Genomic DNA, 25,903 nt, shown 5'->3' with positions numbered 1-25,903 from the left:
TGAGGTCGCCCCTCGCGGGCGTGCTCAGCCCGGATGCTGACGTCCGGAAATCGCCAGGGCGACCCAAGCTTGTCTCTATCGGATCTCAACCGAGTGCATCGGCAAAGCGGTCGGCCGCCGCCACCAAGGCCATGCGGATGCCGGGCTCGAAGGCCGAATGACCGGCATCGGCGATCACCTGAAACTCGGCCGTCGGCCAGGCGTGATGGAGATCCCAAGCCGAGCGCATCGGGCAGATGGTGTCGTAACGGCCTTGGATGATGACGCCCGGGATGTCTCGGAGACGGTGCGCCTCTTCGAGCAGCTGATTCGGTCGGAGAAACGCCCGATTCATGAAATAGTGGCACTCGATCCGCGCCAGGCTCAAGGCAACATGCGGGTGGGCGAAATGCGCCTCGATGTCCGGATTTGCCCGCAGGGTCGCGGTGCGTCCCTCCCAGACCGACCAGGCCTGCGCCGCCGCAAGACGGTTTGACGCATCTTCACCGGTCAAACGTTTGTGATAGGCCGAGAGCAGGTCGCCGCGCTCCTCGATCGGGATCGGGGCGAGAAACTGCTCCCAATAGTCCGGGTAGATCCAGCTCGCACCCTCTTGATAGAACCAACGAATCTCTTCGTCGCGACAGAGAAAGATCCCGCGCACCACCAACGTGGTGACACGTTCGGGATGGGTCTCCGCATAGGCCAGGGCGAGTGTCGAGCCCCAAGAGCCGCCGAAGACCAGCCAACGATCGATCCCGAGTCGTTCGCGGATGCGCTCGATGTCGGCGACGAGATCATGGGTCGTGTTGGCCGTCAGGGACGCGTGGGGTGCCGAGCGTCCGCAGCCGCGCTGATCGAACAGGATCACGCGATACCGCTGCGGGTCGAAGAAGGCGCGATGGGCCGGCTCGCAACCCGCGCCGGGGCCGCCGTGCAGAAAGATCGCGGGGATGCCGTCGGGCCGTCCGCACTCCTCGACATAGAGGTGATGATCGTGGTCGACGTCCAGCGTATGGGTCGCAAAGGGCTCGACGGGGCGATAGAGATCGGGCATTGGGGTTCTTCGATGGTGTGATTTGTTACGGTTCAGCCGCCAGCCGCCAGCCGCCAGCCGCCAGCCGCCAGCCGCCAGCCGCCAGCGATCATCCTTGGGCCTAGCAAAGAGCCGTAAGCTCTCGGCTCTAGGGCGATTTCCGAGAATAGGCATCCCGACTGTGCATGCCCGGACGACCTGTAGGGACTGTAGTAGGAGCGAATGAAGTCGCCCCTACACGCCGGGCGATCCTTTCCCGGAAATCACCTCGGCTCCGGACGCCGAGCCGCGACAGCCGTGTCGCGATTATTCGTCGTCTCTACCCTAAACCGCGTACAGCCGTCGCCGGTTGTCGTGACGAGGCTGAATTCACCCTCGAACCCCACCTGTTGCTCCGGACGCGGTTTAGGTGCGACTGGCCCGCTTGCGGTCGTTCTCGGTGAGATGCCGCTTGCGCACGCGGATCGCCGTGGGGGTGATCTCGACAAGCTCGTCGTCTTCGATGAACTCCAGTGCCTGTTCCAAGGTGAACTTCACCGGAGGGGTCAGCAGGATGTTCTCGTCCGAGCCGGCGGCGCGGATGTTGGTCAGCTGCTTGGCCTTGAGCGGGTTGACGGTGAGATCATTGTCGCGCGAGTGGATCCCGACCACCTGGCCTTCGTAGACCTCGTCGCCCGGGGAAACCATCATGCGCCCGCGCTCCTGCAGGCTGAAGAGCGCATAGCCGAGTGCCTTGCCGGTGCCGTTGGAGATGAGTGCGCCGTTGCGACGCGGGGCGATGCCGCCCGGATTGGCGGGCCGATAGCGGTCGAAGATGTGATACTTCAGCCCGGTGCCGGAGGTCATGGACATGAAATCGGTTTGAAAACCGATCAGGCCGCGCGACGGGACCTCGTAGTCCAGGCGCACCCGGCCCTTGCCGTCCGGAACCATGTCCTTGAGCTCGCCGCGCCGCTCGCCGAGCGCCTGCATGATCGCGCCTTGGGATGTCTCCTCCACGTCGACCGTGAGCTGCTCGTAAGGCTCGCAGATCTGTCCGTCGATCTCGCGGAAGATGACCTCGGGGCGTGAGACAGCCAGCTCGTATCCCTCGCGGCGCATGGTCTCGAGGAGGATCGACAGATGCAGCTCGCCGCGACCGGAGACGCGGAACTTCTCCGGATCGTTGCCTTCTTCGACCCGCAGGGCCACGTTGTGGATCAGCTCCCGCTCGAGGCGGTCCTTGAGCTGGCGCGAGGTCAGGTACTTGCCGTCACGCCCGGCGAAAGGCGAGGTGTTGACCTGGAAGGTCATGGTTACGGTCGGCTCGTCGACGGTGAGCGGTGGCAGTGCCTCGGCGTGATCCGGGTGACAAAGTGTGTCCGAGACGTTCGGCGCCTCGATGCCGGTCAGGGCGACGATGTCTCCGGCTGTGGCGAGCGGGACTTCATGGCGCTCCAGCCCGAGATAGCCGTAGACGATGCCGACCTTCGCCTTATAGCGCCCGCCGTCAGGCTTGACCACGACGATCTGCTGATTGGGCCGCACGCTGCCGTGACGGATCCGCCCGAGCGCGATTGCCCCGACGAAGGAGCTGTAGTCAAGCGTGGAGATCTGCATTTGGAAGGGCGAATCCGGATCCACCTCGGGCGCCGGGCAGTGCTCCACAATCGCCTCGAAGAGCGGCGTCATGTCGCCCTCGCGAACCTCGTTGTCCAGCCCGGCATAGCCGTTCAGGGCCGAGGCGTAGATGATCGGAAAATCGAGCTGCTCGTCGCTCGCGCCGAGCCGGTCGAAGAGATCGAAGACCTGGTCGATAACCCAGTCGGGGCGGGCGCCGGGGCGGTCGATCTTGTTGATGACGACGATCGGGCGCAAGCCATGTTGGAAGGCCTTGCTGGTGACGAAGCGGGTCTGCGGCATCGGCCCCTCCTGGGCATCGACCAACAGCAACACCGAGTCGACCATCGAAAGCACGCGCTCGACCTCGCCGCCGAAGTCGGCATGGCCGGGCGTGTCGACGATGTTGATCCGGTAGTCGCGCCAGCGCAGCGCGGTGTTTTTCGATGTGATGGTGATGCCGCGCTCCTTCTCCAGCGCGTTGGAGTCCATCACCCGCTCGACCGGCCCGAACCGATCCCCGAGCGTGCCGGATTGCTGCAGCAGCTTGTCCACCAACGTGGTCTTGCCATGATCGACATGGGCGATGATGGCGATATTGCGTAACGTCTCGATCACGAGTGGAGCTCCGGAGAAAATGAAATCGGGGTCGGGTCGGGCGATGGGTTCGGCTCGAGCGGAAAATCGGTGTACCGAGCCAGCGTGACAGTATATACCCTACGCCCGGGAATATTCGGTGATCGAAGCAACAGGCTCGGAATGCTGCGAGAGGTGCGGGTTGGTCATGGCCGCATGTGCTCGTCGATGTTTTCTCTAACGTGTTCGGGCCGCGGCAGCGAACGCCCTTCGGGCCATGACAGCGAAGCGGCTCGTTGCGGATCCTGCTGCGGCCGACGGGGCTCAGTGATCGATGCCGAACCGGGCCTCCAGGTAACGGGCGACCGATTCTTCACGGTTGCTCCCAATCTGCTCCAGGTGCGGCAGTGCGTCCTTGAGGCGCGGATCGGCGTTGGTCATGAGGATGCCGATTCCGGCCAAGCTCAACAACTCGCGATCGTTCATGCCGTCGCCGAAGGCGATGACCTCGGAGAGCGCGATTCCCATGCGCTCCACAACGTGCGCGAGAGCCGCACCCTTGGAGACCCCGGCCGCCATGACCTCCAGGGTTACCGGCAGCGAGAAGGTCGTGGACACGCGATCCCCGATACGCTCCGCGATGAGGGTCTCCAGCCGTTTCAGCTCGGATGGCTCACCGTAATAGAAGACCTTGAGGACGTCGTCCGGCACCAAGGCGTCGAGATCCGCGATCTGGTAGTGAAAGCCGGAATCACGGTGATACCGGAGCAGATCCGGTTCCGGGCGTTCCACCAGCCAGTCCTCGCTGCGGTAGACGTTCACGTGAACCGCTCGGAAGACAGGGTCGCCGATCAAGAAACGAACGCACTCTGGATCGATCGGGCTGCGCTGCAACAGACGCGCCTGATGATCATGGACGGCGGCCCCGTTCGAAGAGATCAGACAGCCGTTGCCGCCGAGTGCTTCGGACAGCAAACGGATGTCCTGAAAATGCCGGCCGGACGCGAGCATGATCTCGACCCCCCGAGCGCGCAGGCGCGTGAGCACCGAGCGGGAGTAATCTCCCAAGCGGTGCTCCGGCGTGAGGAGCGTGCCGTCGAGGTCGCAGACGACAAGCCTGCACGGGGCGGGACTGGACATGCTCAGCGCCCCGAGCGCATCCGGCTCAGACGGCCTTGTAGATCTGCGCCCCTTCTTTTCTGAACTCGCTCGCCTTCTCCCTCATGCCCTCTTCAATGGCGATCTCCACGTCGTCGAGCCGATGTGCCAAGGCATAGTCGCGAACGTCTTGCGTAATCTTCATCGAGCAGAAATGCGGTCCGCACATGGAGCAGAAGTGGGCGACCTTGTGCGACTCGTGCGGCATGGTCTGGTCGTGGAATTCACGTGCACGCTCGGGATCCAGCGAGAGGTTGAACTGGTCCTCCCAACGGAACTCGAAGCGTGCCTTCGATAGCGCATTGTCGCGGATCTGCGCGCCGGGCAGTCCCTTGGCGAGATCTGCGCCATGGGCGGCGATCTTGTAGGTGACGATGCCGTCGCGCACGTCCTGCTTATCGGGCAGGCCCAGATGCTCCTTGGGTGTGACATAGCAGAGCATGGCGGTGCCGTACCAGCCGATGTTGGCCGCACCGATGCCGGAGGTGATGTGGTCGTAGGCCGGGGCGATGTCCGTGATCAGCGGGCCGAGGGTGTAGAAGGGCGCCTCGTAGCAGTCTCGGAGCTCCTTGGTCACGTTCTCCTCGATCATCTGCAGCGGCACATGGCCGGGGCCTTCGATCATGACCTGGACATCGTGCTCCCAGGCGCGCTTGGTCAGCTCGCCCAAAGTCTCCAGCTCCGCGAACTGGGCGGCGTCGTTGGCATCGGCGATCGAGCCCGGTCGCAGCCCATCTCCCAAGCTGAAGGAGACGTCGTAGGCCTTCATGATCTCGCAGATGTCGTCGAAGTGTGTGTAGAGAAAATTCTCCTTATGGTGGGCAAGACACCACTTGGCCAGGATGGAGCCGCCGCGCGAGACGATGCCGGTGAGACGCTCCGCGGTCAGCGGGACATAGCGCAACAGCACGCCGGCATGGATGGTGAAATAGTCCACGCCCTGTTCGGCCTGCTCGATCAGGGTGTCGCGGAACATCTCCCAGGTCAGCTCCTCGGGCTTGCCGTCGACCTTTTCGAGTGCCTGGTAGATGGGCACGGTGCCGATGGGCACAGGCGCGTTGCGCAGGATCCACTCGCGGGTCTCGTGGATGTTCTTGCCGGTGGAGAGATCCATTAAGGTGTCGCCGCCCCAGCGTGCCGACCAGACCATCTTCTCGACCTCTTCCTCAATGCTGGAGGTGACGGCCGAGTTGCCGATATTGGTGTTGATCTTCACCCGGAAGTTGCGCCCGATGATCATGGGCTCGAGCTCGGGGTGGTTGATGTTGGCCGGGATAATGGCACGCCCGCGGGCGACCTCGTCGCGGATGAATTCGGGGGTGATGGCCTCGGGCAAGTCGGCGCCGAAGGAGTGGCCGCGATGCTGGCGCAGGAGCTTTGCGTAGCGGGGGTCTGCGCGCAGCTCATCCAAGCGCATGTTCTCGCGGATGGCGACGAATTCCATCTCCGGGGTGACGATGCCCGCTCGGGCATAGTGCATCTGAGTGACGTTACGTCCCGGTTTGGCGCGACGCGGGGTGCGGATGTGCTCGAAGCGCAGATGTGCGAGCCGCGGGTCGGATTGGCGCTCGCGCCCGAAGGCGGAGGTGGGTCCGCCGAGCAGCTCGGTGTCGTCGCGCTCTTCGATCCAGGTGCTGCGCAGATCGGCCAGGCCGGCGAGGAGGTCAATGTGCGCCGTCGGGTCCGTGTAGGGCCCCGAGGTGTCGTACACCATGACGGGCGGATTCTCTTCGCTCCCTTCGTTGGTCTGCGTCGGGCTTAGCGTGATCTCGCGCATGGGGACGCGCAGGTCCCGACGCGAACCCGTCACATAGATCTTGCGCGAGCTTGGAAAGGGCCGCGTAACCTCGTCGGACAGCTCGGCGGTCTTCTGGACGAAGGCCTGTGGGATGGCGCTCATGGAATCTCCTCTCGACGGACGCGTAGCGTATGGTGGCGCCGATGATATGGGGCCGGATCGGCTGTATAGGCTGCGGCCCGAACGCATGAAGGCGGACGATGATCGACGCCATCCGGCAGGAGGAGAGGCGGGGTGGTCGGGATCGATGCGGATCCCGAGTCGAGGCGGCAGGAACCGAGAGCCCGCGGGGCTCATGCGATACACTGACCGGATCGTCGTGCCGGGTGCACAAAGGCGTTCCCCGGAGGGCGGCGTCATCACTCGAGACCCGCGCCTCATGATCCGTCCTCGTCGCCTGCTTTCCTGCGTCGGCATGATCCGGATCAGGTTCGAAGGGTCTTTCTCAGCCCGCCGCGTGACGCCATCGAGAACGCAAGCGGCACCGGTCGATCGACAGGCAGCCTGTTCGGGTGGGGTCACGCGTGCCGGACACCCCCAGCAGCATGTCGATTGAAACTAACGAAAGGCCGCCGGGATTTCAACCCGATCGAACGCAAGGTGTGCCGCATGCCGGCTTTTGCTTGACCTTTGGGCTCGGGCTGCCGATCCTGAAGCGGGACTCAAGGAAGTCTGCTCGTGTCGACGGTTTCAGACCACGCCACGGCAGACAGGATCTCTCGACGCCCCACCGAGGCGCTTTCGATCATGACCGAAGCAGATTTTGCGACTTCCGAAAACAGGATCTTCTACCTCGGCGGCGATTCGGCACTGCAGGCCGGGCTCGCGAGTCTGATTCGGCAGGCCGGGTTGCAGCTCGATGCCTTTGGGGAGCTCGAAGCGCTCGAGGCTGCCCTCGGGCGGACGCGTCCCGGGGCACTGATACTCGATCTGCGCTACATGGCATCCGGCACCGGTCCATCCGGTTTGATCGAGCGCCTGGCGGGGACTCCGGCGGAGACTCTGCCCGGCACCGGACCCAAGAGACCCGAGGTGGTCTGTATCGCCGACGCGGAGAACATCGAGACGCGGCTCGAGGTCATGCGCGCCGGTGCCCGCGGCTATTTTCCGACCCCGATCGCACTACCCGACTTGGCGAAGCGTCTCATCGAGTTGAGCGGCCCGGCCAGGGGTAGCCAACCCCGAATCCTGGTGGTCGAAGACGACCCGCTGCAGGCCAAATACATCGCGTTGCTGCTGAGCAAGGCGGGGATGGAGCCGCATATCGTCGATCGACCCCTGGAGATCCTCCGGAAGATGCAAGAGGCTCAGCCGGATCTCGTCCTGATGGATCTCTATATGCCGGATGCGAGCGGGACCGAGTTGACGGCGATCATCCGGGATCACGGCGACTACTTCGACACACCCATCATCTTTCTCTCCGCAGAGACCGATCCGGACAAGCAACTGGAAGCGCTGCGGGTCGGGGGCGACAGCTTTATCGCCAAGCCGATCCAGCGCGAGCAGCTGATCGGCGCGATCGAGCATCGCATCCGCATGTCGCGCTTGCTCAAGGGGCGTCGGGTTAGTGAAGAGCGCAGCGACGCCCTCACAGGGTTGCTCTCGAAGGAGGCATTTCTGCGTGGTCTCGATCGCGTGGTTCAGGAACCGGAGGCGCACTCGCCCGGCGCCGGACTTCTTCTGATCGAACTGGATCGGTTTCAGGACATCTCCAAGGCGTTGGGTGTCGAGGGCATGGAGCGGTTGTTGCGCCAGCTCGAGGAGAAGCTCGTCACCCAACTCGCCCCGCAGGAGTGCGCCGTCCGTCTGGATGACTTCACCTTTGCCGTGTTGGCTCGACGGGCGACCCGCGAGGCTTTGGATGGGCTCGGAGAGCAGATCCTGCGTACCTTCGGCGCCACCAAGCTTCGGGTTGAGGACAAACGGCTCTCGCTCACCGTGACGATCGGAATCGGGCTCTTTGAGCCTCCCGCGGATGACGCCATTACGATGGTTTCGCGCAGCCGAACCACCGTGGCGCGCGCTCGGCAGGTGGGTGGTAATCGGGTGCGTGTCTGGACCCCGGTCATCGCCCCCGATCGCGGCTCGGACTATGAGCGTTTGCTCAAGCAGCTGGTCGACACCGCCGTCAATCGCGACGGTCTGCTGTTGATGTTTCAGCCGATCGTCTCGCTCGGGGCGAACGTCGGGGAGCTCTACGAGGTACAGCTGCGGTTGCGCACGCTTGACGGGGAGCACGTGCCTGCCGCCGATTTTCTACCTGTGGTCGAGCGCGGCGGATTGATGACGAGGATTGATCGTTGGGTGCTGGAGCACTCACTCGATGTCATGGATGCACAGCGCAAGACGCATCCGAAGTTGCGTCTCTTGATCCATCAAACGGTCGCTTCGGTTGCGGCGGAAGGATGGCTCCCCTGGTTTCGCGAGCAGATGGTCCGGCGCAACCTTATCCGGCGCCGCCCGTTGCTTCAATTCCAGATGCACGACGTTCGAGAGCACTTGGGCGCGGCCAAGCCGCTTGTCGATGTTTTGCGCAAGTACGGTATTCAGGTCTGCGTCGCCAACGTCTCGGGCGATGCGGCGGATCTGGAGCTGCTTGCGGACCTGCCGGTCGCCCTTGCCAAGCTCTCGTTCGCGACACTCATCAACGCGGATCCGGCCGAGCTGCTTCATGTGGTGCAGGAGATCAGAACCAATGGCGCGTCCGTCATCGCGGCCGGAATCGAGGATCCGGCCACGATTACACGGGTCTGGAATTGTCGGCCCGACTACATTCAAGGCAACTCGGTCCAGATGCCGAGCAGCGAGTTGAGCTACGATTTCCATCAGTCCGCGGACGACATCTGAATCGGCTCGCGCGCGACGGGCGATGTGCGGGAACGACACAGGAATGCGCACATCTCGGAATCAACGGACGGCGCGGATGGAGGGTGCCATGCCATGACGCGGAATGATCCGATGCCTGTCGCGGATGTTGCTCCTCCGCCTCGTCACGTGGGTCGGTTGATTCTTGCGCCTCGTGAAGCAGTGGCGTGTCCGGATCGGGACCGGATCGTTGGCATCCTGTCCGAGGCGGGGTTCATCGCGGATCGCATCCCGGATCGCGAGTGCGCCTATCGTGTGGGCGCCGAGTTCTCCGCGCTGATTTCCTTTGTCGGCTGCGCCGTCGCGATTGCGAGCGATCCGCAGGCGGGCGACCCCTTTTGTCACGTCGTGGTCCCGCCGGCTTCGGCACATCTGCGCTGGTGTCACGGCCGCAATACCCGTGCACCGCGTTGTCCCGGTTGCCGCACCCGCTTGAGCGATTGGCCGCTGCGTGTCGCGCAATTCGAGCAATCGACTAGAACCCACGGCTGGGATCGACAGGATTCATCCGTGGTCTGCCCGAGTTGCGGTGAGTCTCGCCCGATTTGGTCTTGGGATTGGAAGCAGCAGGGCGGCTTTGCGCGACTGCTCATCCAGGTCGAGGAGATCTTTCCCGGCGAGGCGGTGCCGACGGAGGCATTTCTCGATCTGCTCGAGCGCGAGAGCGGCTGTGCGTGGCGCTATCTTTACGTGCAGGATTGAACCGGCGGGAGTAGTCGGCGGCGAGGCGTGCTGGATGATGATCGGCGGCGCTCCCAAACCTGGCTCCGGGGTGGTGATACAGGCCCGGCGCGCCCTGATTCAGCGCGTTGTATCGGCCTCGCCCGCCGAGAAGGAAGCGCCTTCGGGCAATTCGATCGTCATGCTGATCGGAAGGTGATCCGATAAGGCGTAATCGACCACGCGGGCGGTGAGCACGCGGAGCGGCCGAGAGACGAGGATGTGATCCAGATTGTGCTTCGGACGCCAGCTCGGGAAGGTCTTCAGCTCGCAATCCAGACCGCGCATGTCGGCCTTCTGGACCATGGCCCGAAGTCCTTTCGAGTCACACCCGCAGTTGAAGTCACCCATGATCACGAGATAGGGGTGTTGCTCGGACAGGGAGACCAGGTAATCGAGTTGCCGCCGCCGTGCGCGCCAACCGAGGGCCAGATGCACGATCGCTACGGCGAGGGTTTCGTGGTCCGAAAGACCGAACTCCGCCACCACGGCGCCGCGTCCCGGGAGTCCGGGGAGCTTGTGCTCGGTTATCTGCTGCGGACGCAGGCGGCTGAGCAGCCCGTTGCTGTGCTGTGCGAAAGGTCCGAGGTTGCGGTTGACCTGCCCATACCAGTGCGGGAAGGCGCCGTGGCGAGCCAGATACTGGATCTGATCGATATAGGCGCTGCGCAGTGAGCCGGCATCGACCTCCTGCAGGCCCACCAGGTCAAACTGATGCAACAGCTGCGCGATCCGGGTGAGGTTGGCCAGTCGCTCGGGGTGCGGAAGAATGTGCTTCCAGCTGTTGGTGAAATAATCGCTGTAGCGGCGCGAGTAGATCCCGGCCTGGACATTGAAACTCAACAGCTTGAGGCGCTGTGGGGCGGTGGAGAGGGAAGAGGCCCGGGAAACGGTTTGGTGGTGTGCATGGCCGGGCACGACATCGATCGGATCGACGCCGTCTATCGACTCGGCCCGATGCGTTGGCCCGGACGCGCTCGGCGCGTCCGAAGCCTCGGCGTCCCCGCTGACGCCGCGATCGGGTGATCCTGATTCCAGTGCTCCGATGACGAATCTCCGAAATCGAAGAAAGCCCGCGCAGGGACGTGCGAGGCGGCCGTGTCGGTTAGCGACTCTCCGATGAGTCGCCCCGGTTGTCGTGCTCGCCTTATTGGCTCAAGCCTTGGATGTACTGAGACACGGCTGCGATCTCCTGATCGCTCAACCGAGCCGCAGCGCCGCGCATCATCCCGTTCGGATCGTTGGCACGCAGCGCGCCGCGGAAATGCTCAAGCGTCTGCTTCGTGTAGTCCGCGTGCTGCGCCGAAATCCGCGGGAACTTGGCGAGCGACTGGCCTTGCCCTGCCGGGCCGTGGCATCCGCTGCATGCCGGGACGCCGGTCTCCGGATTGCCCCAGCGGTAGATGGATTCGCCCTTACTTGCCAATTCCGGATCCGCCGCCCCCGGGGTCTTGGGCTGGGTCGCGTAATAGGCGGCGAGATCCAGGACCTCTTGATCGGTCAAGGGCATGGCCATCGGGGTCATTTGCTCGTTGGCGCGGCGACCGGCCTTAAAGTCCATTAATTGCTTGACGATATATTCCGGGTGTTGACCGGCCAGCTTGGGCCAGAGCGGCACGATACTGTTGCCCTGGGGGCCGTGGCAGGCGATGCACACGCCGTTGGCCTTCGCCTCGCCGGCTTGCGGGTCTCCGACCTGAGGGGCGGCGGCTTGATGCCCTTCGGACGCATGTACCGCGCCGCTTACCAATGCCGTTGCCACCGTAACTGTTATCAGCCAATTCTTTACCATGGAGGATGCCTAATCGGGTCGTGATTCATGGCCGCGACGCCTCGTGCGGATCGGCGGCCTGGTCGGGGGGCGAGAAAATCCACGGATGTATATCAGAACATCCGCATATGGGTCAAACCAGCGGCGCCAAGTGTCCGGCGAGATGACGCTGTCTCGCCTGCTCAGAGACAGACAAAGAGACGAATAATTCCGCCCCGCGCCGCTGTGATCCGGATCGCTTGGCCATGGGCGTATTGACGGTATTCAGGTTCGAGCGGCGATGACGGATCGGTCCCCGCCGCGCCTTGATGCTCGTGTCTCTCGGCGCCGGTCCAGTCCGTCAATGGTTCATCTGCTGCATCTGCACCTCGATGCGGCGCACCGGGGCCTGAACGGGCATGCGCGATCCGTCTTCGAAGATCAGGGTGAGATCGACCGTTTCACCTGGCTCGAGCGGTTGTTTGAGGCCGAGGAGCATGACGTGGAGGCCGCCGGGTTTCAGGGTGACCGTCTCCCCTGCGGGAATCGCGACCTTCTCGATCCGGCGCATCCGCATCATTCCGCCTTCTTCAACGTGGGTGTGCAGCTCGACACTCTCCGAGACGGCGCTCTCGGCACCGACCAGCGCCTGACTCGTTCCGGTTTGGTTTTCCAGAGACATAAAGACGGCGCTGTTCGGTTGGCCGGGCGGTACCGCCCGAACATAGGGATCGCCGATCGAGACCTCGGCGCCGAGAGCGGAGCAGGACAGGGCGGTGAAGAGCGTGGCGGCGAGCAGTGGCGATGCGTATCCGGGCATGACTTGTCCTCCGACAGACGGTACAGGGTTCGAGATTCGGCTTGCTAAGGTTTGGACTGATTCTCGGTCGACGGGCTCGATCCCAGCAGGTTTCGGATCGCTGCCACGATATCCGTCGAGGGCGTGGCATGATCGAGGTTGAGCACGAGCTTACCTTGCGTGTCGACAACATGGGTGTAGGCGGAGTGATCGACGACATAGCCCATCGCCGAATCGTCCAGGTCGGTACGTCGGTAGGCTGCACCGTAGAGTTTGGCGACCTCGGCGATTTGCTCGCTCGTTCCGGTCAGGCCGAGGATCTCGGGGTGGAAATAGCCACTATACTCGGCGAGCCGCGTGGCCGAATCCCGCTCGGGATCGACACTGATGAAGAGGACCCGGACCCGCTCCAACTCTTCGGGCGTCAGCGCCTTGAGCGCTCCGGCGATCAACACCAGGTTGGTCGGGCAGATGTCCGGACACCAGGTGTATCCGAAATAGATCAGGACGACCTTGCCGCGCAGATCGGCGAGGGCGACCGGGCCGTTCACGGAGTCGAGGACGAAGTCGCCGCCCTGCGGCGGCGAGGCCAGATCCAGTGCATTGTGTTGCGGCGCCTCCGGATCGATACCGACCTCGGTCGGGGACCAAAACGACAGCCATGCCAAGAGTCCGACGAGGATCAGGATAACGATGATCAACAGCTTTCGCGTCACGATCGGGAGCCCCACCGGGAAAAGTCGATCCCCGCATCTTGGGCAGCGGGGTGCGATTCGCCTTGACGCACGTCAATCATACGGCGAAGACCCGGATGGGTCCGGGCTTTTGTGCGATAGGACCCGTGCGCCGCGCCATTCGCCCCGATTTTGCGGTTCCCGCCGTGCTCGACCTCCCCGGCAGGCAGAGCCGTGGGCGGTCTAACCGGTTGGTGGCAGGCGCGGGTGCTCGAACGCGAGCGTGCGCGGGTCGATCCCCGGGACTGGGCGCAAGTCCGGGACACTCTCCCGCTGCTCGAGGACCTGAACGAAGAGGAAATGCGGCGTCTCGCCGATCTTGCGCTCTTGTTTCTGCGCGACAAGCGTCTGGATCCCGCGCAAGGGCTTGAGCTCACCGATGCCATGCGCCTGGCGATTGCCCTGCAAGCCTGTCTTCCCGTGCTGGAACTCGGGCTTGACTGGTACCGCGGCTGGTATGCCGTCATCGTCTATCCCGAGGAGTTCGTCCCGGAGCGCGAGATCATGGGCGAGGACGGCGTGGTCTGGACCGAGCACGAAGCCAAAAGCGGCGAGGCCTGGGAACAAGGCCCCGTCATCCTCTCGTGGGCGGATGTCGAGGCCGGGATGGCCCGCGACGGCTACAACGTCGTGATCCACGAGTTGGCCCACAAGCTCGACATGCGCGACGGGGCCGCCAACGGCTGCCCGCCGTTGCACGCAGGCATGTCTCCAAAGGTCTGGGCGGAGACCTTCTCCGCTGCCTACGAGGACCTGTGTCGACGGGTCGACGACGACGAGGAGACCCCGATCGACCCCTACGCGACCGAGTCGCCCGCCGAGTTCTTCGCCGTGCTCAGCGAAGGTTTTTTCGAGCTGCCCGATCTTGTCCATTCCGAATACCCGGCGGTCTACGAGCAGATGCGGCTGTTTTACCGGCAAGACCCCTTGGCGCGACTCCCTGCCGCTGGGGGTGAGGCTCGGTCGACACCTTAAGCGGTGTCGGGCATTGAGCCAAATCCCACACGTCGGTTGTGTCAGGGCTGTCGCGATCCCGACAGACCCTGGGCTCAATTGCGCTCGCCTGTAATTTTTTCAGTCGGTTAATTCATCGCAAAGACCGGGCACGGTCTTTGCTCTAATGCTTCCAGAGACATCTTTCCGCGGGGCCTGTGCCCCTTCTCCGGAGGCAACGTGATGGAGTTGAAGGTGATTGCCGATGCCGCGGGCGCGCCCGGCGGTGGTTGCGCGTCGAGCGGCTGCGGTGCCGGCGGCGATAAGCTCGCCCATCTGCCCGAGGCCATCCGCGCCAAGATCAACAATCATCCCTGTTTCTCGGAGGACGCGCATCATCACTATGCGCGGATGCACGTCGCCGTCGCACCCGCCTGCAACATCCAGTGTCACTACTGTAATCGCAAGTACGATTGCTCCAACGAGTCACGCCCGGGTGTCGTTTCCGAGGTGCTGACTCCGGAACAGGCGGTGAAGAAGGTCATCGCGGTCGCCGCGGCCATACCCCAGATGACGGTACTCGGCATCGCCGGTCCGGGCGATCCGCTTGCTAATCCGCAACGCACCTTGGAGACCTTCCGCCAGCTCTCCGAAAACGCCCCCGACATCAAGCTCTGCGTCTCCACCAACGGACTCGCGCTGCCCGGTCTGGTCGACGAGATCTGCAAGCACAACATCGAGCACGTCACCATCACCATCAACTGTGTCGACCCGGACGTCGGCGCCAAGATTTACCCCTGGATCTTCTGGAACAACCGCCGAGTGACCGGACGCAAGGCGGCCGAGATCTTGATCGAGCAGCAGCAGAAGGGACTCGAGATGCTGGTCGCGCGCGGTGTCCTGGTCAAGGTCAACTCGGTCCTGATTCCGGGCGTGAACGCCGAGCACCTCAAGGAGGTCAGCCGGGTCGTCAAGGCCAAGGGCGCCTTCTTGCACAATGTGATGCCGCTGATCGCCGAGCCCGAGCACGGCACCTTCTACGGGATGATGGGCCAGCGCGGTCCGACCAACGAAGAGCTGAGCGCGCTGCAGGACGCCTGCGCCGGGGACATGGCCATGATGCGCCACTGCCGCCAATGCCGCGCGGATGCGGTCGGCATGCTCGGCGAGGATCGGGGCGACGAGTTCACGCTCGACAAGATCGCCGAGCAAGATGTCGACTATGCCGCCGCGATGGCCCGTCGCGCTGAGGTCCATGCGGCCATCGAGGCCAGTCGTACCGCCCAACGTCGCCAGTCCAGCGAGACCTTCGTCTCGATCGCCGCCCTGACCCGGCGCCGCCCCGCGCGCCCCGAGCCTCGTCCGGTTTTGATGGCGGTGGCGACCATGGGCGGCGGCGTGATCAACCAGCATTTCGGCCACGCCCGCGAGTTCCTGGTCTATGAGGCCAGCACGAACGACGTGCGCTTCATCGGTCATCGCAAGGTCGATCTTTACTGCTCGGGCGACGAGACCTGCGGCGATGGGGAGTCGGTTCTGGCCAAGACCATCCGTGTTCTCGACGGCTGCGAGGTCGTGCTCTGCTCGCGCATCGGCTACGAGCCTTGGGGTCAGTTGGAGGCCGCGGGCATTGTTCCGAACGGCGAGCATGCGATGGAGCCGATCGAGGACGCTGTCGCCGCGGTGTATCGCGAGATGGACGAGGCTGGGCTGCTCGATCGGCCCGACGGCGCCATGCATCGGATGAGCGCTTAAACCGCGCCCGGTGCGGTACGCGATGGGTTTGGATGGGATCGGCCCCGGCAGGCTGAACGAGCGTTGGAGTCGGCGCGGTTTAAGAATGAAACACGAGTAACTTTTAAATTCTAAACCGCGTCTCCGCAAAGGTCGGAAAGACCCTCGCGTCCGACCCGCCACGCAAACGACGCATTGCCCTCTGGACGCGGTTTAGCTCGCAAAGGCAGCGGAGGTCCATTCATGGCATTCAAGATTATCGAGGGTTGCGTGAATTGCTGGGCGTGTCTGCCCCTGTGTCCGAGCGAGGCGATTCGCGAGGCACTCCCGCATTTCATGATCGACGCACGCGCCTGCACGGAGTGCGAGGGCGACTTCGCCGATCCGCAGTGCGCGAGCATCTGCCCGATCGAGGGGGTCATTCTCGATGGGCTCGGCGTGCCGGTGAATCCTCCGGGGTCGCTGACCGGAATCCCGCCGGATCGGTGGGCGGAGATCCGCACCCAGATCCAGGCCCGCTGAACCGCGCTTCGTGTGATCCGCGGTGTCGGGGTTTAGGCGGTCCTGTGAGCAGGCCGCGGCCTTGGCGGGGCGCGGTTCAGGTATTTTTGTTCGGTGTATGCGGAAAGGAAAGGTGAGCTGATGTCGTCTGTGCTGTTCTACGAGAAGCCGGGGTGTCTGTCCAACGCCAAGCAGAGGGCGTTGCTGGACTCGCTCGGGCATCGTGTGACCGTGCGGAACCTGCTTGCCGAGCCCTGGACCGCCGAGCGGTTGCGGCCGTTTTTCGGGGCTCTGCCGGTGCCCGACTGGTTCAATTCGAGCGCACCTCGCATCAAGCAGGGCGAGGTTCGGCCCGAGACCCTGGACGAGTCGACCGCCTTGGCCCTGATGCTGGATGATCCGCTGCTCATCCGCCGACCTTTGATCGAGTCCGAGTACGGATGCGGCTGCGGTTTTGAGCCAAGTCGACTGCTAACGGCGCTCGGCGTGACCCTTTCGAACGATCAGGATCTGCAATCCTGCTCCCGCAGCGGTCCGGATCCGCGGTGCGCGCTTCCGACCGACGGAGCGGCCGCCTGATGTCGCCCGGCGAATCGGCCATTGCTCGGGATATTGCCGATCAGACTCCGGCCGTCGAGGTCGCGCCCGGCGTGCACTGGGTCGGCGCGCTCGATCCGGGTCTGCGCACCTTCGACATCATCCTGCGCACCGCCAACGGCACGACTTACAACAGCTATCTGGTGCGCGGCGACGCAGGCGTTGCCGTCATCGACACCGTGAAAGCGGAGTTCTCCGACGACTTCTTCGGGCGTCTGGAGTCGGTCGCCCGCTACGACGAGATTCGCGTCATCGTGCTCAATCATCTGGAGCCGGATCACACTGGGGCGCTTCCTGAGCTGATGCGCCGTGCGCCCCATGCACAGCTCTACATCTCCAAGCGTGCCACGCCCATGCTGAAGGCGCTGCTCAAGCCCCGCGACGACCGGCCGTTGGCCTACAAGACCGTCGGCACGGGCGACGAGGTCTCGCTCGGCGGGCGGACGCTGCGCTTCCTGCATACGCCTTTCCTGCATTGGCCCGATACCCAGTGCACCTGGTTGGCGGAGGAGGGCGTGCTCTTCTCGGGCGACGTCTTCGGTTGTCACCATTGCGACGGGCGGCTCTTCAACGACCTCTGCGGTGATTTCCGCTTCGCGTTCGATTACTACTACGCGCACATCATGCGGCCCTTCAAGAGCTACGTAGTGGATGCGCTCAAGCTGATCGAGCCGCTGCCGATCAAGCTGATCGCCCCGACCCACGGGCCGATCTTGCGCGATCGCCCCCGCCGCTACGTCACCCGCTACCGCGAGCTGTCCACGACCAGCCTGGCCGAGCGCATTGATCAGAACGAACGCTCGCTCATTGTCTTTTACATGAGCGCCTACGGCAGCACCGCGCGCATGGCCGAGGCGATCCGCGCCGGGGCGGAGGAGGCGGGCGGGATCCGCGTGTCCCTCTACGACCTCGAGGGCGGCGAGATTCAGCCCTTTGTGGACCTGATCGAGTCCGCCGATGCTTTGGCACTGGGCTCGCCGACCATCAACGGGGACGCAGCCAAGCCGATCTGGGATCTGCTCTCCTCGCTCGCCGTGATCGACCTCAAGGGCAAGCTCGGAGCCGCCTTCGGCTCCTACGGCTGGACCGGAGAGGCGGTGAAGATGATCGAGGACCGCCTGCGCGGGCTCAAGCTCCGTGTCCCGGTCGCGGGTCTGCGCATCAAACTCATCCCGACCGATGAAGAGCTCGAGGAGTGCCGTGCATTCGGGCGAGCGCTGGCCGGCGCCCTCGTGCGCGGCGAGCAGGGGCGGGTCATCGACTTCGCGGACTTGGGCTGAACCGCTGCCCCGTTTCCAACCATCGACAATCCCAACCATCGACAATCCAGGAGTCAGAAACCATGGCGAAAGCCAAAATCACATTTTCGGATATCGAGCAGACCGTCAACGTCCCGGCCGGAACGCGCGTCATCGAGGTCTCCGAGCGGATCGGCGCCGGCATTATCTACGGCTGCCGCGAAGGCGACTGCGGCACCTGCATGATGCATGTCGAGGAGGGTTGGAACAATCTGACCGAGCCCTCGGTGCTGGAGGAAAAGGTCCTGCGCGAGAACATGGCCAGCCGTCATGATCGGCTCGCCTGCCAGGCTCAGATCCTCGGCGACTGCAAGGTCAAGCCGGCCTGACTCACCGCGACGGTCAGCTCGATACCGACCCGTCGCCACTGTTCCTGACCGACCGGAGTGCTCGCCGTGCCGCGCGCGGCATCCAACGCCCGGCCATCGACCCAGAGAGACTCGTTACAATGCCACTCGTGACCTTTTCAAGCCCCGATTACAAAGACAAGACGGTCTATGCCGTGGCGGGAAGCCACACCGAGACCATTCTCAAGCTCGCCAAGGAGTACAAGGTGCCCCTGCACCACGACTGCCAGGACGGCGAGTGCGGCAACTGTCTGGTGCGCGTCACCAGTGTGGACCGCAAGGGCCGCATGAGCGGCTTTCTGACCGACAAGGAGCGCGGCGTGCTGGTCGAGCTGGGCAAGCTGACCAAGGACGACATCGATCGGATTGCCGTCGACGACATGCCGAGCGAGTGGCGTCTGGCGTGCCAGATGATCGTCCGCGACGAAGACATCCTCGTGGAGTACTGAGGTCATGTCGGCCCTCGCCCTGGACTCGGAACAGGATGCCGCCCGCATCTATGCCCGCCTCATGGTGAGGGCGGTCGGGGCCGGCAACGATCAAGCCTTTGCGAGTATGATCTCGACCCGTGCCGCGGGCGGCGGCGCCATGCCGCCCTGGCTCGGGCTCGATCCGGCCGCATTTCATTGTTTGATGCGGCACCATTTTCCCGGAGCAGCCTCGCCCGACTTTCTCGATGCGATCGAGGGTGAGGCATCCTCACCCGAGGCGCGTGGTGACGAGCGCGAGGAGTTGGTTCGGTTGATGCTGATGCATAGGGCCGGCGATTCCCCCTCCGAGGTCTGGATGGCCCATGTGGTGGCCGCCGGCTGTTTGGCGAGCGACCATCTCTGGCAGGATCTCGGGCTTTGGAACCGAGCCGATCTGACCGCTTTGATGCGCAGGAATTTCCCGTCCTTGGCCGGCCGCAACGTCAACGACATGAAATGGAAGCGGTTCCTCTACAAACAGCTCTGCGAGGCGGAAGGGATCTACACCTGTCGAGCGCCGTCGTGCGAGGTATGCACCGACTATCATGCTTGTTTCGGACCTGAGCACTGAGCTGGCTTGGCACGGATCCAAGATCGATAACGTCTATGACCGAGCGGCCGGAGCCTATCTGGGGCTCGCCGTCGGGGACGCGCTCGGCGCGACCGTCGAGTTCATGACCCCTCGAGAGATTCGCGAGGTCCACGGCGAGCACCGCAATTTGATTGGCGGCGGCTGGCTGCGGCTGCGCAAAGGGCGGGTGACCGACGACACCGAGATGAGTCTCGCCCTCGGCAACAGCATCCTCGGGGCCGGCTGTGTCGATGCGCGGGCGATCGCCGAGGCATTCAGCGATTGGATGCGGGCCAAACCGGTCGACATCGGGCATACCGTGCGGCGCGGGATCTGCCAATATCGCTTGAACGGCACCCTCGAGGTTCCCGAGAACGAGCATGACGCCGGCAACGGTGCTTGCATGCGCTGCCTGCCGATTGCGCTTTACACGCTCGGAGCTGCCGAGGAGGCGGTCGCCGAAGCCAACCGTATTCAATCCCATGTCACCCATCATAGCCGCTTGGGCGACGCGGGGACCTTGACCGTCATTCGCATGGTCCAGTTTGCTTTGCTGGGTCGGCCCAAAAGCGATCTGCGCCTACTTGCGGAAGACTTGGTGGCGGCCGAGCCGCAATATCGCTTCGATCGCCGCCGCATGGAGAATCCGGGGGGCTATCTGGTCGAGACACTGCGGGCTGTATTCCAAGCACTGTTCGCGACCGACAGCTTCGAGACGGCGCTGGTGGATGTCGTGAACCGCGGCGGAGACGCGGACACCACAGGCGCGATTCTCGGGATGATTGCCGGGGCGCTTTACGGTCCGGAGACGATTCCGCGGCGTTGGCTCGGAGCCCTCGAGAAGGGCACGGCCAACGCCTGCGTAGAGCAGGCTTCGGCGCTCCTGATGGGGGCAACCCGGTTCGACGGAGCCTGCTCCGCTCAGGATGCATCTCAGGATGCATCGAGATGATTGCGCTGAGCTGCAGTAAAAAACGAAGGATCTTGAGATCTTATTCGATGCGTCAACGGATTGCGGCTGAAATCCTGACTATTATACTCAGAATATAGGCTCTCGTTTCATTCGCGCACCCGAGCAGGCACTGAACATGATCCCGTTTCAATTGCACGACATGGAGACTGCCCCGCAGCCCTCGCGCGCCATCATGGCAGATATGCAGCGCCACGGCGGTGAGCTACCCAACCTCTTGCGTACCCTCGCGGAGGCTCCGGTTGCGCTCGAGGCCTATCGGCAGCTCGCGACACTGCTGAGCCGCTCCAGCCTGACTCCGATCGAGCAGCAGGTCGTCTATGTCACCGCAGCTCACACCAACCAGTGTCATTACTGCACCACCCCGAATCCGCTGCTCGGGGGCGACATTCAAGCCGATCAGCTTGCCGCAGCGATACGTCACGGTCAGCGGCTCGCCGACGTGCGTCTCCAGGCACTACGCCGGTTCACCGCCGCCATGACCGAGCACCGCGGGTGGGTGCCGGAAGCGGATGTCGAGTCTTTCCTACGCGCCGGTTTTACCCGCGAGAACCTGCTCGAGGTCATCACCGGGATCGCGTTGGTCACCTTGAGCAGCTACGCAAACCACGTCAGCGCCACGCCCGTCGATGACCTCGCGGCCTAGTGAACAGATCGTCGGCGGCGCGGCGGATCCGCGGTTGCCGTCGGTGATCCCGCGTCGTGTGGGAAAAACTCGGTCGACCCCAACCCTTTCTTACAGCGCCTGTAAACCGCTCGCCTTTCCGTTGCAAGTCCTCCGGATGAGTGCCCGCCAGTGCCGTCACGCCCGATCCACGATCGGATGCTGCGGTATTCGCTGTCGGGCGATTGAAATCCGCCACAAGACCTGTTTGGGACGCGGGCAGCCGCTATACTCGATCCGTGCTCGTGCTTTCATCTTTCGGTGTCGAGTCACACCGCCGAGATGCGGCCGGAATACCCGACCGGAGTCTTGGACCATGCGAGGCGGAACGGGAAGGAGTCGACATGCAGGCCATCGGGAAGCAAGCCGGGTTTACGCTGATCGAGGTCATGATCGTCGTCGCCATCCTTGGCATCCTTGCGGCGCTCGCTGTTCCTCAGTACCAAACCTTCACCACGCGGGCGAGGATCAGCGAGGGTCTGGTCCTGCTTGGCCCGGTCAAACTCGCTGTGGCCGAATACTATGCCTCGCATGGCCGTCTGCCGGACGTGCCGGGGAATAACTGGCTCGCGCTGCTGCGCGAACTGGGATTGAACGTCAGTGCGGTCTCGGGCGCGGCATCCGGCAGCTTTGTCAGTCGTATCTGGTGGAACAATGGGGAGAAAGAGATCCGTATTCGGTACGGATTCGATCCCATCGACGACATGATCATCGCGTTACGAGCCGATTTCACTCCCTCCGGCCAGGCGATTTGGACCTGCTACGCGCCCCGAAGGGACGGCGTACCCGTCAGATATCTGCCCTCGACCTGCCGAGGCTGATTGCCGGGCCTTCGATCTCGCGATAGGCCGCCGCCAGACGTTCGGCCCAGGCGTCGATTTGCGCCTTCGTGCGAAGCCCGTCGTTGCGGATTTCGATCATGACGGCGTGTAGTCCGCGACCCTCCCCGTGGATGGGGACGGTGTAGTCAACGGCCGCCTCGATCGGGTAAGGCTGGTTGTCTCCGACGATGCCGTTCACGTGGCTGGCGAGCGCCTTTGACAGGAGGACCGCGAAGCGACGGTCGCGCCAGTGCGAGACACCGACGCTCCAGGGCCGTTTCTCGCCGGCTAGGACCGGCGTGAAGCTGTGGATACTGAGCAAGAGGCTCGGCCGATTCGCGCGGGCGTCGAGGAGCCGATCGATGGCCTCGTGGTAAGGTCGGAAGAGTGTTCCGACGCGGGCCGCCCGCGCCTGCGCGGTCAGCCCCCGATTGCCTGGGACGGGTACGCCGGCACTCCGCTCCGCGATCGATGCCGCGTTGCCGAGCGGCCGGTTACAGTCGATCACCAGGCGGGAGTAGCCGCTCGACACCAAAGGGGCGTCGAGCTGTTCCGCAAGTTGCCGTGCGACCTCGGCCGCACCCGGATCCCAGCCGATATGATCGGCCAACTGCTCGGGCGCCAAACCGAGCGTGCCCAGACGACGGGGTACCCGATTCGAGGCATGGTCGCAGACCAGGACGGCGCTGCCGGCGCCCTCCGCATTGACGATCTCGAAGGCCGGTGACTCGTCCGGGTCCAACAACCGCGCGGCCGCGAACCCCCGGGGCGACCCGCTCATACCTCGTCGGTCCAGACCTGGAAGCTCTTCAAGACGTTCGGGCCGAAGGCGTTGCTGATGGCGACGTCGGCCGCGTCTCTGCCCTGGGCGATCAGGATGCGACCGATACGCGGGATCTTGTTGCGCGGATCGAAGGTGTGCCAGTGCCCCCCGAGATAGACCTCCATCCAGGCCGAGAAGTCCATGGGGTCGGGCGAGGCCGGTACGCCGATGTCCCCGAGATAACCCGTGCAGTAGCGCGCGGGGATGTTCATGCAGCGACAGAAGGCGATCGCAAGATGCGTGTAGTCGCGGCAGACACCCTTGCGCTCGTTGTAGGCCTCGAGCGCGGTTTTGGTCGAGCGCGCATGCTGGTAGCCGAACTCGATACGGCCATGGACAAAGTCGCAGATCGCCTGGACCCGCGCCCAACCGGAGGGGGTGTGGGAGAAGTGCTTCCATGCGATCTCGGAGAGCCGATCGGTCTCGCAATAGCGGCTCCCGAGCAGATAGACCAAGGTCTCGCCGGGAAGATCCTCGACCGCATGCTGCATCGCGTCCATGTGAATCGGATCCGGACGGCCGCTGTCCATGACAAGCGCATCGGTGGAGATGCTGATCTCGCCCGCGGGCGCCACAATGCGGCTGCACCAGTTGCCGAAGCCGTCGCGGTAGGCGGTCATGGGCACCGATGGACGGGTGACGATGTGGTCGGCGCGGACCATATCGGAGACCCTGCTGAAATGGACGTTCAGCGTCAGGATCATGGGTGTCGGCTGAGGACACTCGAAGATCATCTCGTATCCGATCCGGATCTGCATCCTGGGTCTCCCGCGGGCCCGGAGCCCGTCAAAGCGTATGGTTGGCGGCCTTCAATCGCCGCCGATGATTGTCGAGTGCATTCGGAGCCTCGATCGTCAGCATAGCACCGAAATCGTGTCGTTCGATGGCGGCGCCGAGTCCGATGCCTGCGAGGCAGTTCGCCCGCCGGAGACCCTCGGTTCGACCGAGAAGATCGAGACGACATGGGTTGAAAATCGTTACACTCCCCGTCCATAACGGCTCGTCGATCAAGGCATTTCAATGAACAACCGGCATCAGGATGGCGGGGCTTCGGGGGCAGGCGGGGCGATGGTCTCGGATCGGTCCGACGGTAGCGAAACGGTGAAGGCCGATGCCCGAGTCTTCGACAGTCGCCTCGAGGCGGCCCATGAGGCGGCGTCCTATATACGGGCGTTCTGCGACGGACTGGGTTTGGACGAGGTCGAGCTCTCGCAGATCGAGCTTTGTGTGTACGAGGCATTCGTCAATGCCGTAGAGCACGCTTATCAGGCTCAACCTGGACATGAGGTTCGAGTGATGGCCGAAGCCGACGCAGGGTCTTTGCGACTGCGTGTCTGTCAGCGCGGCGTGTTGCCGGATGCGGCTCTGGTGGCGTCGACGCCGGCCGGTTTCGACGACCTGCCGAGCGGGCTTGATGCGCTCGATTGCGAGCCGCGTGGCCGCGGTATCCGGATCATCAAGTCGATCATGTCCGAGTGCGAGGTGGAGTCCGACGGGGAGTTCGCCTGTTTGCTGATGTCCAAGAGGCTCCCCGGATCCACGCCGTAGGTTGCTTTCACCCTGGGTCTGCGCGACGTCGTTCGGCCGAGGGCCGCGCGCTCAACCGGGTCTCCCGGGCTGTTTTGTCTTTGAAGCGTCAGTGATCGAGACCGAGGCCTGTGGCGCCGGGAGCCAGCTCGTCGGCCGCAGAATGGCGAGCAGTCCACTGAGGAGATAGACAAGATCCCGTCCGATGCGCCTCTGTCGGGCGTAAAAGACATCGCTCATGAGCTTTTCCTCGAACGGCGCATCCGCGGGGACGTCGAGCTGTGTCGGACCCACGAGTCCGGCGGGGGCCTGCTCGCGGGTCAGCTCCCAATCATCCCGAAGCCCGTCTGCCGCCTCGGGCGACAAGGGTGTGACCCCGACCAGCCGGAGATCGCCCGAGACCACGGCCAGCAGACGCGGGAGCGCGCGCAGGATCGGCACAGGCGTGCGCCACTCCCGGACGCGGAAGTCCCGGCGTGTGGCCTGCCCGAACGCGTCGACCTCGCGTTTGTTGCCGCGCAGGGTGATCGTATCGAACCAGCCCTGTTTGCGATTCGGGAGTGCGGCCAGTGCGGCGATCGGCCACAGCGGGAGTGACAGACCAAAGGCCAGGACGCCGAGCAAACGATGGATCGGATCGGCGATGCCGCTGCGCAGGGTCGCCTGCTCCAGATCGGCCAAAAGACAGGCGTCTGTGACCTTCAGGACGGCACCCGAGTCTACTCGAATCATGGTGTTGCCGCTGACGATCGCGTTGGTGATCTCCACCAGCTCTCCGACATAGGTGTGTGGCAGGATCACGCTCGAATTGATCGTCGCGCGCCGGTCCACGATGACGTCGTCGCTGATCACGACCTCGCCCGTCAGTTCGGCATCGGGTGCGATCCGACACCGGGCACCGACCAGACAGACACCCTGTTTCAGTGAGCGCGGCGAGACGCGCGATCCGCGCCCCAGGGTCAACCCCAAGGCGGCCTGTCGACCGGGAAGGATGAGGCCGGGCAGGCGCTTCGTGATGGCGTCCAGGTTGACGCGATGATAGTCGGCGAGACTCTGCACGGTGCACACTTGCTCGGCCGCGATCGGAATCCAGGCGCTCTGCGCAGCCGAGTCCTCTCGACCGGTCAGCGGCCACGCCAACGGGGTCAGGTCGCTGGCGCCGGCGCGATGGATCCCGCAGGCCGCGGAGAGGCCGTCGGCATCGGCCCAGACGCAATCGCCCGGAGTCGTCTCGGCTGCCGAGATCCAGGCGGCAACATCAAAGCCGTGGATCAGGTCGCCGCGCAGCCCGACGAGGGGCCCGTCCAGGCGCTTGCCGAGTCGATCGACCACGGCGGTGGGGTCCTCTTCGCCTCGGGTCAGGGTGTAGGTCAGGCGCAGCCCCCAGCGCGTGCCGTCGCCGATCACCCGCTGGACCTCGTCGGCAAAGGGCGAGACCACGACCAAAATCCGTCGGATGCCCGCCTTGGCGAGCGATTCCAACGCGTGCTCGATCATCGGCTTGCCGGCCACCGGCAAGAGGGCGACGCTCGTGCGCTCGGTCAGCGGCATGAGCTCGGAGCCGAGACGGTCGGCGAAGAGGATGGCCTGGTCCATATCGATCACCCCGGAGAATGGATGCGAGAAGGTCTAA

25 protein-coding genes and 1 riboswitch are annotated in these 25,903 nt (G+C 64.0%); of the genes, 14 read left to right on the top strand and 11 right to left on the bottom strand.

Annotated features, from left to right (window positions below; genetic code table 11):
- Positions 1-85: 85 nt before the first annotated feature.
- The 4 genes from pip to thiC all read right to left on the bottom strand — a co-directional run bounded on the left by pip (position 86) and on the right by thiC (position 6,248).
- A complete protein-coding gene (pip, locus tag LT988_RS12200; protein WP_232410393.1) occupies positions 86-1,036 on the bottom strand; it encodes a prolyl aminopeptidase in 951 nt (316 codons plus the stop codon).
- Positions 1,037-1,420: 384 nt separating this feature from the next.
- Complete coding sequence (gene typA / locus LT988_RS12195; RefSeq protein ID WP_232410392.1) at positions 1,421-3,232, bottom strand: translational GTPase TypA; 1,812 nt, start codon at positions 3,230-3,232, stop codon at positions 1,421-1,423.
- A 282-nt stretch (positions 3,233-3,514) separates the two neighbouring features.
- Positions 3,515-4,330, bottom strand: coding sequence for a Cof-type HAD-IIB family hydrolase (locus tag LT988_RS12190; RefSeq protein WP_232410391.1), 816 nt, complete (start codon positions 4,328-4,330; stop codon positions 3,515-3,517).
- 25 nt (positions 4,331-4,355) lie between these two features.
- The gene (gene thiC, locus LT988_RS12185) at positions 4,356-6,248 is read right to left on the bottom strand and encodes a phosphomethylpyrimidine synthase ThiC (RefSeq protein ID WP_232410390.1); all 1,893 of its coding nucleotides are present in this window, start codon (positions 6,246-6,248) and stop codon (positions 4,356-4,358) included.
- A 283-nt stretch (positions 6,249-6,531) separates the two neighbouring features.
- Positions 6,532-6,695, bottom strand: a riboswitch (TPP riboswitch).
- Positions 6,696-6,893: 198 nt separating this feature from the next.
- Between thiC and LT988_RS12180 the strand changes: the two genes are divergently transcribed.
- Both LT988_RS12180 and LT988_RS12175 read left to right on the top strand, forming a co-directional pair.
- Positions 6,894-8,993 (top strand): EAL domain-containing protein, encoded by a 2,100-nt coding sequence (locus tag LT988_RS12180; RefSeq protein WP_232410389.1) that lies wholly within the window; start codon positions 6,894-6,896, stop codon positions 8,991-8,993.
- A gap of 93 nt (positions 8,994-9,086) precedes the next feature.
- The gene (locus LT988_RS12175; protein ID WP_232410388.1) at positions 9,087-9,713 is read left to right on the top strand and encodes a hypothetical protein; all 627 of its coding nucleotides are present in this window, start codon (positions 9,087-9,089) and stop codon (positions 9,711-9,713) included.
- Between the two features lie 99 nt (positions 9,714-9,812).
- On the opposite strand, the gene LT988_RS12170 is transcribed toward LT988_RS12175, so the two are convergent.
- The 4 genes from LT988_RS12170 to LT988_RS12155 form a co-directional block, all read right to left on the bottom strand.
- Entirely contained in the window at positions 9,813-10,574 is a 762-nt protein-coding gene (locus tag LT988_RS12170; protein ID WP_232410387.1) for an endonuclease/exonuclease/phosphatase family protein, read from the bottom strand.
- Between the two features lie 304 nt (positions 10,575-10,878).
- The gene (locus LT988_RS12165) at positions 10,879-11,523 is read right to left on the bottom strand and encodes a c-type cytochrome (RefSeq protein ID WP_232410386.1); all 645 of its coding nucleotides are present in this window, start codon (positions 11,521-11,523) and stop codon (positions 10,879-10,881) included.
- 319 nt (positions 11,524-11,842) lie between these two features.
- A complete protein-coding gene (locus LT988_RS12160) occupies positions 11,843-12,301 on the bottom strand; it encodes a copper chaperone PCu(A)C (RefSeq protein ID WP_232410385.1) in 459 nt (152 codons plus the stop codon).
- A gap of 44 nt (positions 12,302-12,345) precedes the next feature.
- On the bottom strand, positions 12,346-12,996 hold the full coding sequence (locus LT988_RS12155; protein WP_232410384.1) for an SCO family protein: 651 nt from the start codon (positions 12,994-12,996) through the stop codon (positions 12,346-12,348).
- Positions 12,997-13,188: 192 nt separating this feature from the next.
- On the opposite strand from LT988_RS12155, the gene LT988_RS12150 reads away from it, so the two are divergent.
- The 11 genes from LT988_RS12150 to LT988_RS12095 all read left to right on the top strand — a co-directional run bounded on the left by LT988_RS12150 (position 13,189) and on the right by LT988_RS12095 (position 21,920).
- On the top strand, positions 13,189-13,989 hold the full coding sequence (locus tag LT988_RS12150; protein ID WP_232410383.1) for a M90 family metallopeptidase: 801 nt from the start codon (positions 13,189-13,191) through the stop codon (positions 13,987-13,989).
- 201 nt (positions 13,990-14,190) lie between these two features.
- Positions 14,191-15,702, top strand: a complete 1,512-nt coding sequence (gene nifB, locus LT988_RS12145) for a nitrogenase cofactor biosynthesis protein NifB (protein ID WP_232410382.1) — start codon at positions 14,191-14,193, stop codon at positions 15,700-15,702.
- A 222-nt stretch (positions 15,703-15,924) separates the two neighbouring features.
- Positions 15,925-16,203 carry a 4Fe-4S dicluster domain-containing protein gene (locus tag LT988_RS12140; protein WP_232410381.1) on the top strand — a complete coding sequence of 93 codons (279 nt, stop codon included), beginning with the start codon at positions 15,925-15,927 and terminating at the stop codon, positions 16,201-16,203.
- Positions 16,204-16,323: 120 nt separating this feature from the next.
- Positions 16,324-16,761 (top strand): ArsC/Spx/MgsR family protein, encoded by a 438-nt coding sequence (locus LT988_RS12135; protein ID WP_232410380.1) that lies wholly within the window; start codon positions 16,324-16,326, stop codon positions 16,759-16,761.
- A complete protein-coding gene (locus tag LT988_RS12130) occupies positions 16,761-18,059 on the top strand; it encodes an FprA family A-type flavoprotein (protein WP_232410379.1) in 1,299 nt (432 codons plus the stop codon). The genes LT988_RS12135 and LT988_RS12130 overlap by 1 nt, the downstream gene beginning before the upstream one ends.
- Positions 18,060-18,121: 62 nt before the next feature.
- A complete protein-coding gene (locus LT988_RS12125; RefSeq protein WP_007193631.1) occupies positions 18,122-18,406 on the top strand; it encodes a 2Fe-2S iron-sulfur cluster-binding protein in 285 nt (94 codons plus the stop codon).
- A 119-nt stretch (positions 18,407-18,525) separates the two neighbouring features.
- The gene (locus LT988_RS12120) at positions 18,526-18,873 is read left to right on the top strand and encodes a 2Fe-2S iron-sulfur cluster-binding protein (RefSeq protein WP_007193632.1); all 348 of its coding nucleotides are present in this window, start codon (positions 18,526-18,528) and stop codon (positions 18,871-18,873) included.
- Between the two features lie 4 nt (positions 18,874-18,877).
- Positions 18,878-19,465: a nitrogen fixation protein NifQ gene (locus tag LT988_RS12115; RefSeq protein ID WP_232410378.1), complete on the top strand. Its 588-nt coding sequence runs from the start codon at positions 18,878-18,880 to the stop codon at positions 19,463-19,465.
- Positions 19,440-20,417 carry an ADP-ribosyl-[dinitrogen reductase] hydrolase gene (gene draG / locus LT988_RS12110; RefSeq protein WP_232410377.1) on the top strand — a complete coding sequence of 326 codons (978 nt, stop codon included), beginning with the start codon at positions 19,440-19,442 and terminating at the stop codon, positions 20,415-20,417. The genes LT988_RS12115 and draG overlap by 26 nt, the downstream gene beginning before the upstream one ends.
- Before the next feature lie 136 nt (positions 20,418-20,553).
- Entirely contained in the window at positions 20,554-21,081 is a 528-nt protein-coding gene (locus tag LT988_RS12105; protein ID WP_232410376.1) for a carboxymuconolactone decarboxylase family protein, read from the top strand.
- 362 nt (positions 21,082-21,443) lie between these two features.
- Positions 21,444-21,920: a pilin gene (locus LT988_RS12095; protein ID WP_269752128.1), complete on the top strand. Its 477-nt coding sequence runs from the start codon at positions 21,444-21,446 to the stop codon at positions 21,918-21,920.
- Here the strand turns inward: LT988_RS12095 and LT988_RS12090 are convergent.
- Both LT988_RS12090 and LT988_RS12085 read right to left on the bottom strand, forming a co-directional pair.
- On the bottom strand, positions 21,889-22,701 hold the full coding sequence (locus tag LT988_RS12090) for an N-formylglutamate amidohydrolase (protein WP_232410375.1): 813 nt from the start codon (positions 22,699-22,701) through the stop codon (positions 21,889-21,891). The two genes, LT988_RS12095 and LT988_RS12090, sit on opposite strands and share 32 nt — an antisense overlap.
- Positions 22,698-23,501: a transglutaminase-like domain-containing protein gene (locus tag LT988_RS12085; RefSeq protein ID WP_232410374.1), complete on the bottom strand. Its 804-nt coding sequence runs from the start codon at positions 23,499-23,501 to the stop codon at positions 22,698-22,700. Before LT988_RS12085 ends, LT988_RS12090 begins: the two co-directional genes overlap by 4 nt.
- 262 nt (positions 23,502-23,763) lie before the next feature.
- On the opposite strand from LT988_RS12085, the gene LT988_RS12080 reads away from it, so the two are divergent.
- Complete coding sequence (locus LT988_RS12080) at positions 23,764-24,291, top strand: ATP-binding protein (protein WP_232410373.1); 528 nt, start codon at positions 23,764-23,766, stop codon at positions 24,289-24,291.
- 51 nt (positions 24,292-24,342) lie between these two features.
- Here LT988_RS12080 and LT988_RS12075 read toward each other — a convergent pair whose 3' ends face one another.
- On the bottom strand, positions 24,343-25,866 hold the full coding sequence (locus LT988_RS12075) for a sugar phosphate nucleotidyltransferase (protein ID WP_232410372.1): 1,524 nt from the start codon (positions 25,864-25,866) through the stop codon (positions 24,343-24,345).
- Between the last annotated feature and the right edge of the window lie 37 nt (positions 25,867-25,903).

Origin of the sequence: Thiocapsa bogorovii (assembly GCF_021228795.1) — a bacterium.
GTDB classification, from domain to species: domain Bacteria; phylum Pseudomonadota; class Gammaproteobacteria; order Chromatiales; family Chromatiaceae; genus Thiocapsa; species Thiocapsa bogorovii.
Note: the sequence above shows the minus strand (reverse complement) of the source record. Positions and strands in the feature narration are given on the sequence as shown.